This is a genomic window from Azoarcus sp. Soil_N_20, assembly GCF_057656155.1.
The window spans coordinates 81,261-97,170 of the sequence record NZ_JBDGKX010000005.1 but is presented as its reverse complement, the minus strand read 5'-3'; the positions used below and the strand labels follow the sequence as shown (position 1 = coordinate 97,170).

At 64.9% G+C, this 15,910-nt stretch carries 12 protein-coding genes; 5 read left to right on the top strand and 7 right to left on the bottom strand.

From position 1 onward, the window contains the following. The first annotated feature begins 86 nt into the window (after positions 1-86). The gene (locus AC3A35_RS11880; protein ID WP_487436306.1) at positions 87-2,000 is read left to right on the top strand and encodes an ABC transporter ATP-binding protein; all 1,914 of its coding nucleotides are present in this window, start codon (positions 87-89) and stop codon (positions 1,998-2,000) included. 10 nt (positions 2,001-2,010) lie between these two features. After that, on the top strand, positions 2,011-2,544 hold the full coding sequence (locus AC3A35_RS11875; protein ID WP_487436305.1) for a M48 metallopeptidase family protein: 534 nt from the start codon (positions 2,011-2,013) through the stop codon (positions 2,542-2,544). Between the two features lie 140 nt (positions 2,545-2,684). Here AC3A35_RS11875 and AC3A35_RS11870 read toward each other — a convergent pair whose 3' ends face one another. Together AC3A35_RS11870 and dbpA are read right to left on the bottom strand one after the other, a co-directional pair. Further along, entirely contained in the window at positions 2,685-3,299 is a 615-nt protein-coding gene (locus tag AC3A35_RS11870; protein ID WP_487436304.1) for a hypothetical protein, read from the bottom strand. A gap of 38 nt (positions 3,300-3,337) precedes the next feature. Beyond that, complete coding sequence (dbpA, locus tag AC3A35_RS11865) at positions 3,338-4,786, bottom strand: ATP-dependent RNA helicase DbpA (protein WP_487436303.1); 1,449 nt, start codon at positions 4,784-4,786, stop codon at positions 3,338-3,340. Positions 4,787-5,004: 218 nt separating this feature from the next. On the opposite strand from dbpA, the gene AC3A35_RS11860 reads away from it, so the two are divergent. The 3 genes from AC3A35_RS11860 to AC3A35_RS11850 all read left to right on the top strand — a co-directional run bounded on the left by AC3A35_RS11860 (position 5,005) and on the right by AC3A35_RS11850 (position 7,021). Next, on the top strand, positions 5,005-5,391 hold the full coding sequence (locus AC3A35_RS11860) for a DUF6152 family protein (protein WP_487436302.1): 387 nt from the start codon (positions 5,005-5,007) through the stop codon (positions 5,389-5,391). Between the two features lie 19 nt (positions 5,392-5,410). After that, positions 5,411-5,896 carry a hypothetical protein gene (locus AC3A35_RS11855; protein ID WP_487436301.1) on the top strand — a complete coding sequence of 162 codons (486 nt, stop codon included), beginning with the start codon at positions 5,411-5,413 and terminating at the stop codon, positions 5,894-5,896. 408 nt (positions 5,897-6,304) lie between these two features. After that, positions 6,305-7,021 (top strand): hypothetical protein, encoded by a 717-nt coding sequence (locus tag AC3A35_RS11850; protein ID WP_487436300.1) that lies wholly within the window; start codon positions 6,305-6,307, stop codon positions 7,019-7,021. A 287-nt stretch (positions 7,022-7,308) separates the two neighbouring features. Here AC3A35_RS11850 and AC3A35_RS11845 read toward each other — a convergent pair whose 3' ends face one another. The 5 genes from AC3A35_RS11845 to AC3A35_RS11825 all read right to left on the bottom strand — a co-directional run bounded on the left by AC3A35_RS11845 (position 7,309) and on the right by AC3A35_RS11825 (position 15,782). After that, positions 7,309-8,100, bottom strand: coding sequence for a DUF2182 domain-containing protein (locus tag AC3A35_RS11845; RefSeq protein WP_487436299.1), 792 nt, complete (start codon positions 8,098-8,100; stop codon positions 7,309-7,311). Positions 8,101-8,229: 129 nt separating this feature from the next. After that, complete coding sequence (locus tag AC3A35_RS11840; protein ID WP_487436298.1) at positions 8,230-8,898, bottom strand: DUF1326 domain-containing protein; 669 nt, start codon at positions 8,896-8,898, stop codon at positions 8,230-8,232. Then, on the bottom strand, positions 8,891-10,318 hold the full coding sequence (locus AC3A35_RS11835; protein ID WP_487436297.1) for an FAD-binding oxidoreductase: 1,428 nt from the start codon (positions 10,316-10,318) through the stop codon (positions 8,891-8,893). Before AC3A35_RS11835 ends, AC3A35_RS11840 begins: the two co-directional genes overlap by 8 nt. Before the next feature lie 74 nt (positions 10,319-10,392). Next, a complete protein-coding gene (locus AC3A35_RS11830) occupies positions 10,393-13,551 on the bottom strand; it encodes an ATP-binding protein (RefSeq protein WP_487436296.1) in 3,159 nt (1,052 codons plus the stop codon). Positions 13,552-14,543: 992 nt separating this feature from the next. Then, the gene (locus AC3A35_RS11825; RefSeq protein WP_487436295.1) at positions 14,544-15,782 is read right to left on the bottom strand and encodes an NAD(P)/FAD-dependent oxidoreductase; all 1,239 of its coding nucleotides are present in this window, start codon (positions 15,780-15,782) and stop codon (positions 14,544-14,546) included. Positions 15,783-15,910: the final 128 nt, after the last annotated feature.

Below are 15,910 nucleotides of genomic sequence, written 5' to 3'. Positions count from 1 at the left end.
CCCGTGCCCGGGCGCACGGTCTCGGGCACAATGACGGGTTCCGCCAGCGCCACAAGTGCTGCGGCACCTCAACGACGGAGATCCCCGTGTTCGGTCTGTTCGAAAAATGCGTCGATCCTTACCCTGAGGCCCCACCGTCCACCCCGCCGCGTGGCTTCCTTGCCTTCCTGTGGGCAGGGACCGCCGGGGTGCGCCCCTTCATCGGCGGCATGGCACTGCTGACCGCCACCATCGGTGCCTTCGAGGCCCTGCTGTTTGCGATGCTGGGCACGGTGGTGGACTGGCTGGGCGCAGTCGACGCGGACCGGCTGTGGGCCGACGAGGGCGACAAGCTGTTGTTGCTCGCCGCCATCATCGTCGGCAGCATCGTGCTGGTCGCGTTCCAGACCATGCTCAAGCACCAGACCCTGGCCGGCAACTTTCCGATGCGTCTGCGCTGGAACTTCCATCGCCTGATGCTGGGTCAGAGCATGGGTTTCTACCAGGACGAGTTTGCCGGCCGGGTGGCAGCCAAGGTGATGCAGACCGCGCTCGCGGTGCGCGATACCTGCCTCACCCTGACCGACATCCTGGTTTTCGTCACCATCTACTTCGTCACCCTGGTGGTCGTGGTCGGCGGCTTCGACAGCTGGATGCTGCTGCCCCTGCTCGGCTGGCTGTCGTGCTATCTGCTTGCGCTACGTTGGTTCGTGCCGCGCCTGTCGACGGTGTCGCGCGCGCAGGCCGATGCGCGCTCGCTGATGACCGGGCGCATCACCGACGCCTACACCAATATCGCCACCGTCAAGCTGTTCTCGCATGCCGGGCGGGAGGCCGCCTATGCACGCTCGGCAATGAAGGAGTTCATGCACACCGTGCACGCGCAGATGCGGCTGGTGAGCGGGATCGAGATCGTCAATCACACCCTCAGCATGGGGCTGATCATGAGCACCGTCGGCACCGTGCTGTGGTTGTGGATGCAGGGCGAGGTCGGGGTCGGTGCGGTGGCCGCGGCGACCGCGATGGCGCTGCGCCTGAACGGCATGTCGCACTGGGTGATGTGGGAACTGGCCGCGCTGTTCGAGCATGTCGGTACCGTGCAGGACGGCATCAACACCCTGGCGCGGCCGCACCTGATCGTCGACCGGCCCGATGCGCAGCCGCTGCGGGTGAGCCACGGCGAGATCCGCTTCGAACGCCTGGGTTTTGCCTACGGTGCCATCGGGCCGCAGGCGCGCAAGGTGATCGACGAGTTGTCGCTGGTGATCCGTCCGGGCGAGAAGATCGGCGTGGTCGGCCGCTCCGGCGCCGGCAAGTCCACCATCGTCAATCTGCTGCTGCGTTTCTATGACGTGGAACAGGGGCGCATCCTGATCGATGGCCAGGACATCGGCCATGTCACGCAGGACAGCCTGCGTGCGCAGATCGGCATGGTGACCCAGGACACCTCGCTGCTGCACCGCTCGGTGCGCGACAACATCCTTTACGGCCGGCCCGCTGCCACCGACGAGGACATGATTGCGGCGGCAAAGCGCGCCGAGGCGCACGACTTCATCCAGACCCTGAGCGACCCGCACGGCCGCCGCGGCTACGACGCCCACGTCGGCGAGCGCGGAGTGAAGCTGTCCGGCGGCCAGCGCCAGCGCATCGCGATCGCCCGGGTGATGCTCAAGGATGCGCCCATCCTGCTGCTCGACGAGGCCACCAGCGCGCTCGACTCCGAGGTCGAGGCGGCGATCCAGGCCAGCCTGTACCGGCTGATGGAGGGCAAGACCGTAGTCGCGATCGCCCACCGGCTGTCGACCATCGCCGCGATGGACCGCCTGATCGTGCTCGACCATGGGCGCATCGTGGAGGAGGGCGACCACCGCGCCCTGCTCGCCCGGGGCGGGCTGTACGCGCGCCTGTGGGCACACCAGAGCGGCGGCTTCCTGGGCGAGGAGGTGGACGACGCGGAAGGCGCCGCGGCAGTCGTGTCAGTCGCGGCGGGCGAAGGCGGCAAAGTCGCCGAGCCGGTCTGACGCGCCCGGCATGAGCACGATGAAGTACCTCGGCGGCTATCCTGCGGCGTTGGTCGCGCAGGTTCGACAGCTCATCGACGAGGGCAGGCTCGCCGCCGTGCTGGTGCAGCGCTATCCGGTGGCGCACGCCGTGCGTACCGACGGCGCGCTGTACGACTACGTCAACGCGTTGAAGGCAGATTTCATGCGCAAGGCGCCGCCGCTGTCACGGGTGAACTACGACAATACGCTGCACGTCGTGCGCCATGCCCTCGGCACCCACACCGCGATCTCGCGGGTGCAGGGCGGCAAGCTCAAGGCCAAGCGCGAGATCCGCGTCGCCAGCGTGTTCCGTGACATGCCGCCGGAATTCCTGCGCATGATCGTCGTGCATGAACTTGCGCATCTGAAGGAGCGCGACCACGACAAGGCCTTCTACCAGCTGTGCACCCACATGGAACCGGCCTATCATCAGTACGAATTCGACCTGCGGGTGTATCTGTGCCACCTCGACGCGGGCGGCACGGCATTGTGGTTGCCCGCGCCGGGAAGTGCTGCGCGCTAGAAGATCAGGGTAACGAGTTTGCCGGGTTTCCGGCGGGCCGCTCAAGTCGACCACCGGCGCCCGAGCCGGCACTATTACCCGAATCACCACCGGCGGCGGGCTGAAGCCCGCCCTGCGCGACGGCTGGCCGGGTATCCAATTTACATCCGGCTCAGATCCTCGATCGCATCCACCACCATGCCGGTGCCGACGGCGATCAGCAGGATGTCGGCGGCAACGCGCACATAGCGATGCCCGATCGGTGGCACGCCGAGTTCGATGACCAGCGCCGGCGGCAGATCATAGAAGATCACGTCGCGCGGCAACGGCCGCCCTCGCGACCACTTTCGCGCCTGCCCCGGCGGCATGCAGCCGTTGTTCTTCTTCGCCAGACCGGGCGGGCAGCGGCCGCTGGAGTAGTGCTGGCGAAAATAGTCGCGAGCGACCGTGCGGCGATGATCGTCGAAATGCTGAATGACCACCGTGGTGCTTCGGCTGCTGCCGCTGCGGGACTCGCGGTCGTCACGATCGTCGCGGTCGGCGCTGCTGCGCGGACGGTCGCCGCTGCGCTCGTAGCGCTGGTCGCTCGGGCGCGGATCACCGCGGCGGTCGCCGTTTCCCTTGTCCTTGGCGCGCTGCTCGTACTTGCCGTTGCCACCGCCATTGCCTTTGCCGCCCCCGGCGTGGTCCGGCTTGTCGGCGAGGCTGGGGGCGCTGGCAAATACGCCGAGCAGGAATGCGGCAATCACGCCCGCCTGTAATGTCTTGTTTCGCATGACTGTTTTTTCCTATTTCCGAGAGCCTGGGCCGCTCGCTAAAGCAACCTGACTTTGACCCGTTTGCCCTTGAGCGTGCCTTCTGCAAGTTTGCGCAGGGCTTCGCCAACAATAGCCCGTGCGACCGCAACATAGGTGTAAGCATCGGTGACCTGGATCTTGCCCACCTGCTCGCGGGTAAAGCCGCCGTCGCCGGTCAGTGCGCCGAGCACGTCGCCGGGGCGGAACTTCTCCTTGCGCCCGCCCAGGATCTGCAGCGTCGCCATCGGCGGCAGCAGGGGCTCGGCGCTGGCTGGCGCCAGTTCGTCGAGCCTGTGCCACTCGGGCCCGAAGCCCTGGGCCTGAGCGAGGGCGGCGACCCGGCGCTGGTCGGCGCGACTGGCCAGGCTCAGCGCCCAGCCGTCGTCGTCGGCGCGCCCGGTGCGGCCGATCCGATGGACGTGGATCTCGGGGTCGGGAGTGACATCGACGTTGATCACCGCCTCCAGCCCGGCAATGTCGAGGCCGCGCGCGGCGACGTCGGTGGCGACCAGCACCGAGCAGCTGCGGCTGGCGAACTGCACCAGCACCTGGTCGCGTTCGCGCTGCTCCAGCTCGCCGTGCAGCGCCAGCGCCTGGATGCCGCGGGCCTGCAGCACTTCGAGCAGGTCGCGGCATTGCTGGCGGGTGTTGCAGAACGCGAGCGTGCTCACCGGGCGGTAATGCAGCAACAACTGCACGACCGCTTCGAGGCGCTGTTCGTGCTCGACCTCATAGAAGCGCTGGCGGATCTTGCCGCTGTCGTGCCGTTCTTCGAGTTTGACCTCGCGCGGCTGGCGCAGGAACTGCGCGGCGAGCTTCGCGATTCCGTCCGGATAGGTCGCGGAGAACAGCAGGGTCTGACGATGCGGCGGACAGGCCCGGGCGACCGCGACGATGTCGTCGAAGAAGCCCATGTCGAGCATGCGGTCGGCTTCGTCGAGCACCAGGGTGTTGAGGGCTGCGAGCTCGAGGCTACCGCGCTGCAGGTGGTCGAGCAAACGCCCCGGCGTGCCCACCACGACGTGGGCGCCATGTTCGAGGCTATTGATCTGCGGTCGGATCGGCGAGCCGCCGCACAGCGTCAGCACCTTGATGTTCTCGGCGGCGCGGGCCAGGCGCCGGATCTCCTTGGCCACCTGGTCGGCGAGCTCGCGCGTCGGGCACAGCACCATGGCCTGCACCCGCAGGCTGCGCGGACTGAGCTTGCCCAGCAGCGGCAGGGCGAAGGTCGCGGTCTTGCCGCTGCCGGTCTTGGCCTGGGCGATGAGGTCGTGGCCGGCCAGCGCCAGCGGCAGCGCCGCGGCCTGGATCGGCGTCATCGTCAGGTAGCCGAGCTGGGTGAGGTTGGCCAGCACCTCGGGGGCGAGCAACAGTTCGGCAAAGGCGGGGCCGGCTCCGGTGGCGGCGCGCGGTGTGGTGTCGAGGCGCGCGTCTGCCGCGGCGGGGGATTCGGGTTGCGAGTTCATGCCGGATTATACGGGGTAGGGGTATAGGCGTTCAGGGCGTTTTCCGCAGTGCGGTCGGGCGTGCGGCGGGGTGCGGGTTCGAAGCGCCCAGGCACGCGCGCGCAGCGTCGGGCGCTTTTTCCGCGTTCCACTGTCGAAGGGCGGACAACGGGATGGTAGCCGCTCGAAACCGCGCGGCGGGCCGCCATCGATGGATCGATCGGCATGGAGGACAGGTCATGGAAACCTTCGCGAAACCGCAGCACTGGTTGGCGTCGCTGGCCCTGGTCATGGGCATGTTGCTCACGCAAGCCACGCTCGCCCATCACGGCTGGGCCTGGGCGAGCGACACCGAGTTCGAGCTCAGCGGCACCATCACCGCCGTCCGCCTCGGCAATCCGCACGGTCAGCTGACCGTCGATGTGCGCGGCGAAAGCTGGCAGGTCGAGGTCGGCCAGCCCTGGCGCAACGAGCGCGCCGGCCTCACCGACGAACTGCTCGCGGTCGGGCAACTCATCACCGCCCACGGCCACCGCTCCTCCAACCCCAGCCAGCGCCTGATGAAGGCCGAGCGCATCGTCATCGACGGCAAGCGCTACGACCTCTACCCGGACCGCAAGTCCTGAGCGGCAAGGCGGCGCCCGGATGATCGACGCCTGGCTGGTCAGCCTCGAAGCCACCGCGCTCGCCCGCGCGCTGCGCGCCTCGGTGTGGGTCTATCCGCTGGTCAACGCCGGTCACATCCTGGGTGTGGCCCTCCTCGTCGGTGCCATCGTTCCGCTCGACCTGCGTCTGCTCGGCGTCTGGCGCGCGCTGCCGCTCGGCCCATTGTGGCAGGTGCTCACGCGCAGCGCCGTAGTCGGCCTGGTGCTCGCGGCCGGGTTCGGCGTGTTGCTGTTCATCACCCGCGCCACTGAATATGCCGCTTCGGGGCTGTTCGTGACCAAGATGGTGGTCGTCGCGCTGGCCACAACAAACGCGCTGGCCCTACGAGCGGCCGGATCCGACGAACTGCTGCCCGTGGGCGACACCCACCGGAGCCTGCCCGCGCGCGTCCGTCTCGCCGCCGGCATCTCGCTGCTGGGGTGGCTCATGGTGCTGACCCTCGGACGGCTGGTGGGCTACTCATGAGGCGGATGCAAGCCGCCGAACCGTTGGTCATGTGCCACTTCCGTCCTCAGTAAGTCGTTGTGGCTTCTGCTGGATAATGCCATCCGAGGCTATCACCGGTTCTCGGGGCAGCCGCCGGAGGGCGGACTTCAGTCCGCCACGGACCGGTGATCGGCCTGAGCTGCCCTTCGGTATCAGCGAGGTGAATGGCGGCTGTACGATCTAATCCCGCTGTGCATCTCACGTCCGACCTCAATGGCCGCTTTCACCATGACGCGAGCGGCGCATCTCGGAGTCCTGAGCCGAAATTGATGGGAGTGCCGCATTGCGGAGTCTCCCGCGGAGAGTGCTCTTTGAGACTTTCAAGGTGTATTAAGTACGGATTCCGTTCAGCGTCGCCCACTGGCTATCAGGCTATTGGATTTCATTTTGACGAAGATGGTGTCAATTCCAACGCCTTGGAATCTCGCCGCCCTTCGCGACGCCGTTAAGCACGTCCATGGCGCCGACGTCGCGAACACGGCTTACCGATGTGCTCAGTCGATCAGCAAGCGGCAGGTCTATATGCAGTACCACTACTCAGAGGTCCAAAGGCTTGTGGGTGCAGATCTTGAGGATGCTCAGCCGGAACGCGTATTGGTCGACTATGTGTTACCTGTCGATCAAGCCAGATATGCCGAATTCCACCATCGGCGCATACAAGCGGAGGCAAGCTTGTTGGCCCTCCTGCAATGTATTCATGCAACGTCAGACAACTTGGGGCATGTCATCTACTACGCATTCAACTTCGATGCCGATCCGAAGCGGCAGACGAAGCCTCACAAAATTTCGATCTTCAGTGTCTCCAGGGCCCTACCTTCTGGACCAGTAAAGGATGCCGTCGATGCCTTTGTCTGCGACTCCGACCTGATACACGTGGCTGCACTCGTGAATTGCTCAAAGCACCGCAGCGTTGTAAGCGCACCGCTGTCGGTCAGTTTTGTGAAGGATGTCGAATCGCACGGTCTGAGGTTTGAAGGCTTCCACTACAAGGATGTTTGGTATCCCCCAATGTGGGCGATGCGCTTCGTGACCTCGGCGGTCGATGCCTTGCAGACCCACGTTCTTGAGATTGGGGCAAGGTTGAATAGGGAACTCGGCGCCTAGCCCTTAGTGCTTTTCCGAGTCGTCTGAAACATTCTATAGCGGACTGCTGCTGGCCGACCCCCCGGCATCCGCATGCCGTCACCGAAAACGGCCATGCACATGCTCCGGTATCCGATCCAGCGTCCGGTCCTGCCGACGCCCCCGAATAGGTGCTATCGGCCAGTTTCTAACTGTCAGCTTACGCCCAGACACTTTTCCCGATCGGCAGCTTTCAGCAAGGCAGGCAGTCAACTATCGAACTGCTCTCCCGTGATCCAACAGGCCCCGTGATGCCTGTATGCCCCTACTTAAAACGCGAGCGTCAGCATCCCGGCACCCCAGACGAGCAGAGCGACGCCGGCCGCGTAGCCGAGCCAGTGCCCCGCAGGGACAGTCTTTTCGCACAGTACGAACAGTGCGAGGCTCGCAATCCAGTAGAGGTTCATCACGCCGCCGCAAAATATCAGCACCATCAGGAACCAGCAGCAGCCGACGCAGAAAGCGCCGTGCACAAGGCCCATGCGCAGCGCGCCACGGGCGCCCCGCCTCCAATGGGTACTGAGGAATGCAAGCGGCGATCGGCAGTGGCGAAGACAGGCATGCTTGATCGGGGTGAGTTGGTAAACGCCGGCGGCGAGCAGCAGGAAGCCGCCTAAAACCGCGTTGGTCGCGACGAGCGTCGGTGAAAGGATACCGGTGAGCTCGAGCTCCCACTGCAGGAATACCGCGACCAGGCTGAAGCCAGCCCAGGCGGTGAGATAGCCAAACGCGAAACTACTCGTCGCGACATAGGGATGGCCGGTGTCGTGCTGCCTGCGATTGACCGTCGCAAACAAAAGGATCACCGGCGCCGCGCTGGGCAGCATCATCGCGATCATCATGATCCACCACATGAGGAACATCAGGACTGCATAGCCGGGCGTCCAGACCGCGCGCGTCATCATCGCCATGCCGGCCATGCCCCCTTCGAACATGCCCCCCGCCGTCCCAAGCTGCGACACGCGGGTCATCTCCAACGCCGACATGCCCATGCCGGCGCCGGCCAGCAGATACGCCCACGACAGAGCGACAACCGCAAGAAGCGCTGTAATGACAACCATACGATCGCGCCTGATCACTGCCTCAAGTGTGGCGTCGATGGGTACCGTGCTCACTGTTCACCCGATTATGTTTGCCGAATTCGGGAGATGGCTGTTCTGCGCCACCTCGACACCGACCCCTTCCGGCCGTCAGGTGCCAAGCCATGCAGTGAGCCTTGATCTGTCGCGGACCAGTCCATCCTGATTGAAGTGGTGAACGCAGAAATGGGCCCATGAGTCCTCGAACGCCATCTCCATATCACCCGCCACCGATGTCGTCCCTTGCCCGATCTCTGCGTAGGTAAACTCGAAACTGCCGCTAGGGCGTGCCAACGCAATGTGGAACGGTTGACCAGTAAACTCGTTGATTATTGGTCTGCCGCTGCTCCTCAGGATGCCCGGTATATCGACTTTTGCGGTTCTGAGCTCCAGGTTCGCCTCGAGATCGATCGGCAGGAACAATGTCTTGCAGAACTCCGAGCAGGTGGCCGCGAATACGGAGAAATGATTGCTCAGTGGTTCACATGCGCCGCCCGAGACAATTGTTTCCAGTGCAAGCCGTTGAGCTTCATCCGCACGTTCGTCGATGATGATCTGACATTTGCCATTTCCGTCCTTGATTTCGCCGGGCCACTTGTACAGCGCCGCCCAATTCAGCCCCCCGAGCGGCGTATCGTTGAAATGGCCTTCAACGATGTTGCCAACGAAGGCCGACTGGCAATAGCCGTGGGTACTCGGCAAGTTGAACTGGCAACCGCAATTCACAGCACAATTGCAGTTGTCATAGGTTTCGCTCTTGAAAAGCCATTCATCATTCATTTCGTCGATCCTCCTGACTGAATGAACGCCCTGATGCCCAGCGTCCATTCGCTGGAACGATGTTCTGGTTGATGTGGAAGAGATTGTGCGGGTCATAGGTCGCCTTCACTTGGGCGAGCCGCTCGTAGTTGGCGCCATAGTTTGCGGGCGCACGGTGACCGTCGTCGCTGGACATGAAGTTGACGTAGCCCCCATCGCCGCCCGAGTGGGGATGAATGGCGGCGTAGTAGTCCTTCACCCACTTGATGTTGGCCTCGTTGTCAGCAGGATCCGGCCAGATTCCCACGATCACCGGGGCAAAGCGCTTGTCCCGGTGACCGAACGCGGTCTCGTTGGCACCGACCCGTTGCGCCGCACCGTTGATCGGGTGGAGATGCATGCTCGAGCTGATGTGCGGAGTCTTTTTGCCATGCTCGATGTGCGCAGCGATCGCCGCGTCGGTGAGCTCGGTGATGAAGTCTGCTTTCCAGTAATGCTGCATGCCTTTCGGGACCAAGCTGTCGAAGGCGCTCTGCAGGGCCGGGAACGGCATGACGCCGACCTGCTCCGCCTTCACTTCGGCAACGTGGCGGAGTGGCTTGAGTATTCGCTCAGCCTCCTCATGTGGGCCGTTCCAGCATGTGACCAGTACACAGAACAGATCCCCGACCCGGTCCTCGGGGATAAACGGCAGCGGAGGAGCAATCTGCCAGCCGAAAAAGCATCCGAGCTGTTCGGGCGCCTCCGCAATGAATTCGCGGTAGCACTGCAGGACCGCCGCGGCATCGTCGAACTCGTAGAACAGCGGGCCGCCCACGATGTCACCGACCTCGTGGAGCTGAAACACGAAGCTGGTGACGACACCGAAGTTGCCGCCGCCGCCGCGCAGGGCCCAGAACAAGTCTTCGTTCTGGTAATCGCTCGCGGTGACCTGCCGGCCATCGGCGAGAACGACATCGGCCTCCAGCAGGTTGTCGATGGCGAGACCGACCCCGCGGGTCAGGTAGCCGATGCCGCCGCCCAGCGTCAGGCCACCCACCCCGGTCGTCGAGATGATCCCGCCGGGCGCTGCCAGGCCGAACGGGTAGGTCGCATGGTCGACATCACCCCACGTCGCGCCGCCCCCAACCCGGGCGATCTTCTTGAGCGGGTCGACCCGAACGTAGTTCATCCGCGACAGGTCGATGACCAGACCCTCATCCACCGTGCCGAATCCGGGAACGCTGTGGCCCCCACCACGAATGGCCAGGTCGAGCTCGCCGTCGCGGGCAGCGGCGACCACGGCCATCACGTCGGCCGAATCCACGCACCGGACGACGGCGCGGGGTTTGCGGTCGTGCATGGCGTTGTAGACGGCGCGCGCGTCGTCGTAGTCAGAATCGGACGGGGTGATGACGCGACCGCGTACCGCTTCGGTCAATGCCTTGATTGTGTTGCTCATTGGGTGCTCCTCCGCTCCGTTTCACCAAGGATGCGCGAAGGATGCACCCTCGGGCGTTCCCGAAGCGTTCCCTCTCAACGGGACTCGCTCAGAAAGCCGGTTGCTGCCCGGAACGCCGGGAGATCATGGCCCGAGGGAATGGTCTCGAGGAGGTCCCCAAGTTGCTCACGCAGCGACTCATCGGGAAATCGACTGGCGAAGGAGTGCAGCGCCCGCAGCTCCAGCCAGCCCGCCCCTTGGGCGCTGGCGATCTCGACGGCACTGCGCAAAGAAGCGGCGGCGGCTTCGGTTTCCCCGCTGCGATAAGCCAGCTCACCATCGACTCGCCACAGCTCGGCCTCAAGATAGCGCTGGCTGCAGCGGTGTGACCACGAGAGCCCCTCGCGCGTGGCGGCTCGTCCCTGACGGAACTCGCCGACCATGCCACGAGCCCGGGCGAGAAGCAGGAGGGTGTAGGTCAGGTGGAGGGTCTCCCCTTCGGTACGCGAGCGCGCCACCGACTGTACGATCTTCTCGATGCCCCCAGCCGACCCGCCGCACACGTCGAGCCAGCCCCGAAGGGCCTCGAGCACGACCATGAGGTAGCGGTCCGAAAAGCGCCTCCAAAGACGGTCGGCATCCGCGAGGAGCTCGGCGAGGCGGGCGAGATCTTCGGATTCGGCCGCGATGATCGCCGCGTAAGTGACGACGTATCCCAAACTCATCAAATGATCGAGATCGACGGCGATCTCAAGAGCAGATCGGGCGGTCTCGTCGGCCCGGCCGGCATCTCCGGCCCACAGCTCGACCCAGGCCAGCCGTATGAGGCAAACCGCCTTCGGGTCCTGGGCGTACAACGCCAGATGCTCGTCGCGCTGGGATACGTCATAGGCTTCGATGGCGTCATCGAGATGGTGGCGGGCTCTGGCCAGATCGCCCCGCCAGAACGCGCTCACGCCGAGGAGATATCGGCCCTCTGTCCTGGCGACCGGATCATGACTCTCATGCTCGAGAAGGGCCCGGGCGAGTTCATCGCAATCGTCGAAGCGGCAGCCCTGCAGCCGGGCGAGGCCGAGACCACGGAGGATCGGCGGCGCCACGGGCCTGTGAAGCTTGCGGCAAAGCGAAAGGGCTCGCTCGTAGAGTTGGTGCGCACCCCTGGAGCCGTAACCGTCGAGGGCAACAAGCGGGGATCCGAGGGCGATCCGGATATCGAGTTCGAGTGCATCGCGGTCGGGTGACGGTGGCAGGTCGGCAAGCAGTGCGAGCGCGCGCTGAAACATGGTGACCGCTTCTTCGAGGGCCGACACGGCCACCGCTCGTGCCCCCGCTACGCGGTAGGCATCGATGGCCGGTTCGACTATGCCGGCCTGGTCGTAGTGTGCGGCCAGCTGCGGGCTGGCCGCGTCGATGTCGCTGTGGCGCTCGACGGCGATCGCCTCGGCGACAGCCCGGTGGAGTTGGCGTCGACGAGCGGGGCTGACCATCTCCAGCGCGACCGCCCGAAGCTTGTCGTGACTGAAATCGTACGCGAGCCCCTGATCGCGGATGATCCGTCGACGCCAGAGTTCGTCAACGTAATCAACGAGCTCGTGCTCATCGATCCCAGTGACCGAGACCATCAGACCGATCGAGAAGGGCCGACCAATAACGGCCGCCACTTCGGCTAGTCGCCGAGCGCCGTCGGTCAGTTGGCCCAGTCGAGCGCGCAGCACCGCCCGCATCGTCGGCGTGAGCACCGCTTGACTTCCATCAGAGGAGATCCCGGCTCGAAGCGCCTCGATGACAAAGAGTGGATTGCCTTCCGTCTCGCTCCAGAGTCGTGCCGCCAGCTTCGGATCGATCGTGTCCTCAGCGCGTAGCCGAGCAGCGAGCGTCGCAGTGGTGGCTTCGTCGAGTCGGTCGAGTGGCACGGTGGTCACGGCCTGGTTGTGGCCCAAAGCGTCAACGAGTCCAACGAGGGGATGATGCGGTGGGATCTCCTCCCAGCGGACGGTACCGACGATGAGGACCGGTGCCGTCTGTCCGGAACGGACAACGAAACCGATCAACTCGATGGTCTCGGCGTCACACCATTGGAGATCGTCGATGATTAGCAAGCGCGGGCGATCGCCGGCGACAACGGCTCGGTGCACAGCATCGAACAATCGATGGCGCTGGGCCGGGTCACCCGACTGGCTCCGTTCAGATGGCCGGGAAACGTCGCGGAGTTCGGGCAGCAGGCGCGCGAGCTCGGCCCGCCAGACCGTGTCGAGCGTGTCGATGTGGCTTCTGATCGCATCCGATCGGAGTAGGTCGACGACGGGACCCCATGGCAGTCTGCCCGCGGCCTCGTACGCACAAGCCGATGCCACCAGCTGTCCCTCAGCTCGAACACGGCGGCCGAGTTCCAGTGCGAGACGGGACTTTCCGATCCCCGGTTCCCCGGTCACCAACAGGAGATGTGCCCCACCCTTGCGCGCTCTGTTCCACGCCTCGATGAGCTGGGTCCATTCGAGGTCGCGGCCGACGAAAGGCGATTCGGCGACGGGTAGGTCCTTGCCCTGCACGTCGTCGCGGTTGCGTGTGCCAGCCCGAAGCTGTTGGTACATGACCCCGATCGCCTCGCCCGGTGCCGCGGCAAGGTCGCGCTCAAGCACGTGCGCGTAGCGGTGGTAGGAGCGCAGCGCCGCGGCCCTGTCGCCAAGTGCGAGATGGGCTTCCATCTGAAGTCGAACGGCCGCTTCGTCGGTCGGCTCCAGGTCGATGATGCGTTGGGCATGCCTGATCGTGGCCTTGTGGTCGTCGCGCGCCGCCGCCGCTTCGGTCAGCCGCACGAGGGCCCCATATGCCTCAGCTCGAAGTTTCGCTCGCTCGTCCACGACCCAGTCGTCGTAACAAGCCGGGAGGAGATCGCCCGAATAGAGGCGCGCGGCGAGCTCGAAATCACCGGCCGCCATGGCATCCTGGAACCTCAGCACGTCGACCTCGCTCGGCCCAGTTGGAATCCACCGCACAATCTCGTTGTCGATCGCGACGAACTCACCGATGTCGGGAAGAGAATGACGGAAGTCGTGGAGCAGCTTTCTGAGGTTTGTGCGCGCCTGAGGTTCGTCGGAGTCGGGCCAGAGCTCGAACGCGAGTCGTGAGCGGTGCTGTGGGTCTCTCCGCAACGCAACCAACCCCAGAAACCGTTGCAGGCGAAGCGAGTTGAAGGCGCGAAGACGCCGCCCGTCCAGGATGATCTCGACTGCACCTAGAAGTCGAACCTGCAACCGCGTCGGCCGTTCGCCACCGCCCCCACTCGTGTCACTCGGCATATGGCTCCTCTGGTTGCGGTCCAGCTCTGAAAGTCCACTGCCTCCCCACCCTGTGTCGACAACAAGCCGATCAGCAGCTTGATGAGTGTCGACTCCGAGGTTCCGGGCCGGAACCGCGGGATTGTGTTGTGGTGTTCACATCCCACCTGCCTCAGTATCGTTGTGGGCCCATTCCCGCGACCGTTGCCGGGTCGGGCCAAGGATCCAGCCTGTTGCGTTGGCGGCGGCAATCCACCGATCGACAGGGCGCCGACGCTGGTCCATCCGCTGACGGTCCGCGTCCCGACAGACAACTCCATGTTGATGTTGTGAAACCGTCCACAACGCTTCGATGTGTCTCACGGGCGAGTGCGACGCACACATCGCCAACGCCGACGTGAGCCAAGAACCCGCCAACCCTGTGCCTTGTCGACATGCGTTCGCTTTATCTCCTCCGGTCCGCCCCCCGGTGGTCTCTCCAGGTTGCGAGAGCCCGTCTACTCAGTTTAGGCCACCAGATGGCCCAAGACCGGCTGAAATCTCAGCGGACCAAGGTGGATTACGCGGTTTCTAAACGTAACCTCTTCCCGAAAGCTGCCATTCAGCCGAGCACCGGGCAAGCAAACGCGAATGTCGCCTTGGGCTCGCAGACTGCCGCTCGAGCCAGGTGGAAGCTGCCGCTCAACCTTTAAGCGCACTGAGCGGCAGGAGTCGAGCAGACAGCAACCCTTCCGTCCGAGTGAGTTGAACGGCCCCTCAGGCCGATCACCTGTGCGTGGCGGACTGAAGTCCGCCTCGCAACACCGAAATGGGGCCAAGTCCATTTCGCCCATGACCGACTGGCTCCAATGGGCCGATCGGAAACAGTAGTGGGCAATCGGCCAACCCCTTCCCACCTCTTCGGAGCCGTGGCCAAGCGCGAGCATCCGAATCACGAGGGGTGCTCGCGCGGCCCGGGGTCGCCCGCGTCAATGCTTGCTGGATAGATCGACGAACGCCTCCATCACGTGCTGCGGGTTGCTCATCAGCCGCTCCTTCCACTTGCCCAGGCTGCGCCGCTTCTGGATCAGCCCGCGGATGGCCCCTACGTTGCGGGTGTGCCCGATCGTGATGGCGCCGATGAGGTACTCGCCGTCGAAGCACAGCCGCGTGTAGCGGAAACGCTCCTCGTCCACATTCTCCACGACCTCGCCCCCCTCGCGCCCCTGCCACTGGCCGAAGGTGTGGGAAACGAGCCCGACCGTGTCGAGCACGTTCATGCTCAGGCTGCCACGGTAGGGCACGTGCTTGCCTGACATGTTCAGCGCCGCCACGCGGCCGTGCTCGGTGGCGGTCGGCTGCAGCGCATGCACGACCCACTCGCCGGTGGAAAAATCCCGCCCCTGCGCGACGTCGCCGGCCGAGTAGATGCAGGGCACGGTGGTCTCCATGTACTCGTTGACGACGATGCCCTGGTCGATGTGCGCCCCCGTGCCTTCGAGAAAGCCCACGTTGGGCCGCACGCCTGTGGCGAGGATGATGAGGTCGGCGTCGATGCTGCCCGTATCCATCACCAGGCGCGGGCCCGGCTCGATGCGCTCGACGCGCCCCCTGGTGATGACCTCCACCCCCTTCTGTTCCAGCCAGCGCTGCAGCATCGAACTGCCCACCGGCGTCATCATCGAGCGCAGGATCTGCCCGGCGCGGCCGGCGATGACCGACAGCTTGACGCCTCTGTGCACCAGAGATTTCATGCATACCCCGGCCACGAACCCGGCGCCGAGCACCACCACCCGGCTGCCCGGTTTCAGTTTTTCGCAGATGACGCGCGCATCGTCCAGGGTCCAGCACGTGACCACGCCCGGCAGGCCGGTGCCGGCGATGGGCGGCAGGACCGGTGAAGAGCCGGTCGCCACCAGCAGGCGGTCGTAGTCGAGGGTGGAGCCGTCCTCCAGGTCGACCGTGCCGCCGTCGGCGCCGGCATGCACCTTGAGCGCCTTGCTGTTGAGGTAGCGGACGTTCAGCTCCGCGAGATGGCCGGCGGTCTTGCGCTGCTCCGCGCCCTGCTCGTCGATGTGTCCGCTCAGGATGTACGGAATCGCCATGCGCGCATACGGTTCGCCGGGCTCCCCGCTGACCAGGGTGATGTCGCCGTCGGGGTCTTGCTGGCGCAGGCTTTCGGCGGCTCTGACCCCGGCCGGGCCGGCACCGATAAGGACGTATTTCATGCTAAGGGCCTCGATCTTGCGGACCTTGATTGTATCGATACGCCTGCGAAACTCCACTACCGCGCCGTGTAGTGCCGCCTGGCCGGCAGCATTGGATCGGAAACGCGCGCGCGATGAATCGGAGACTT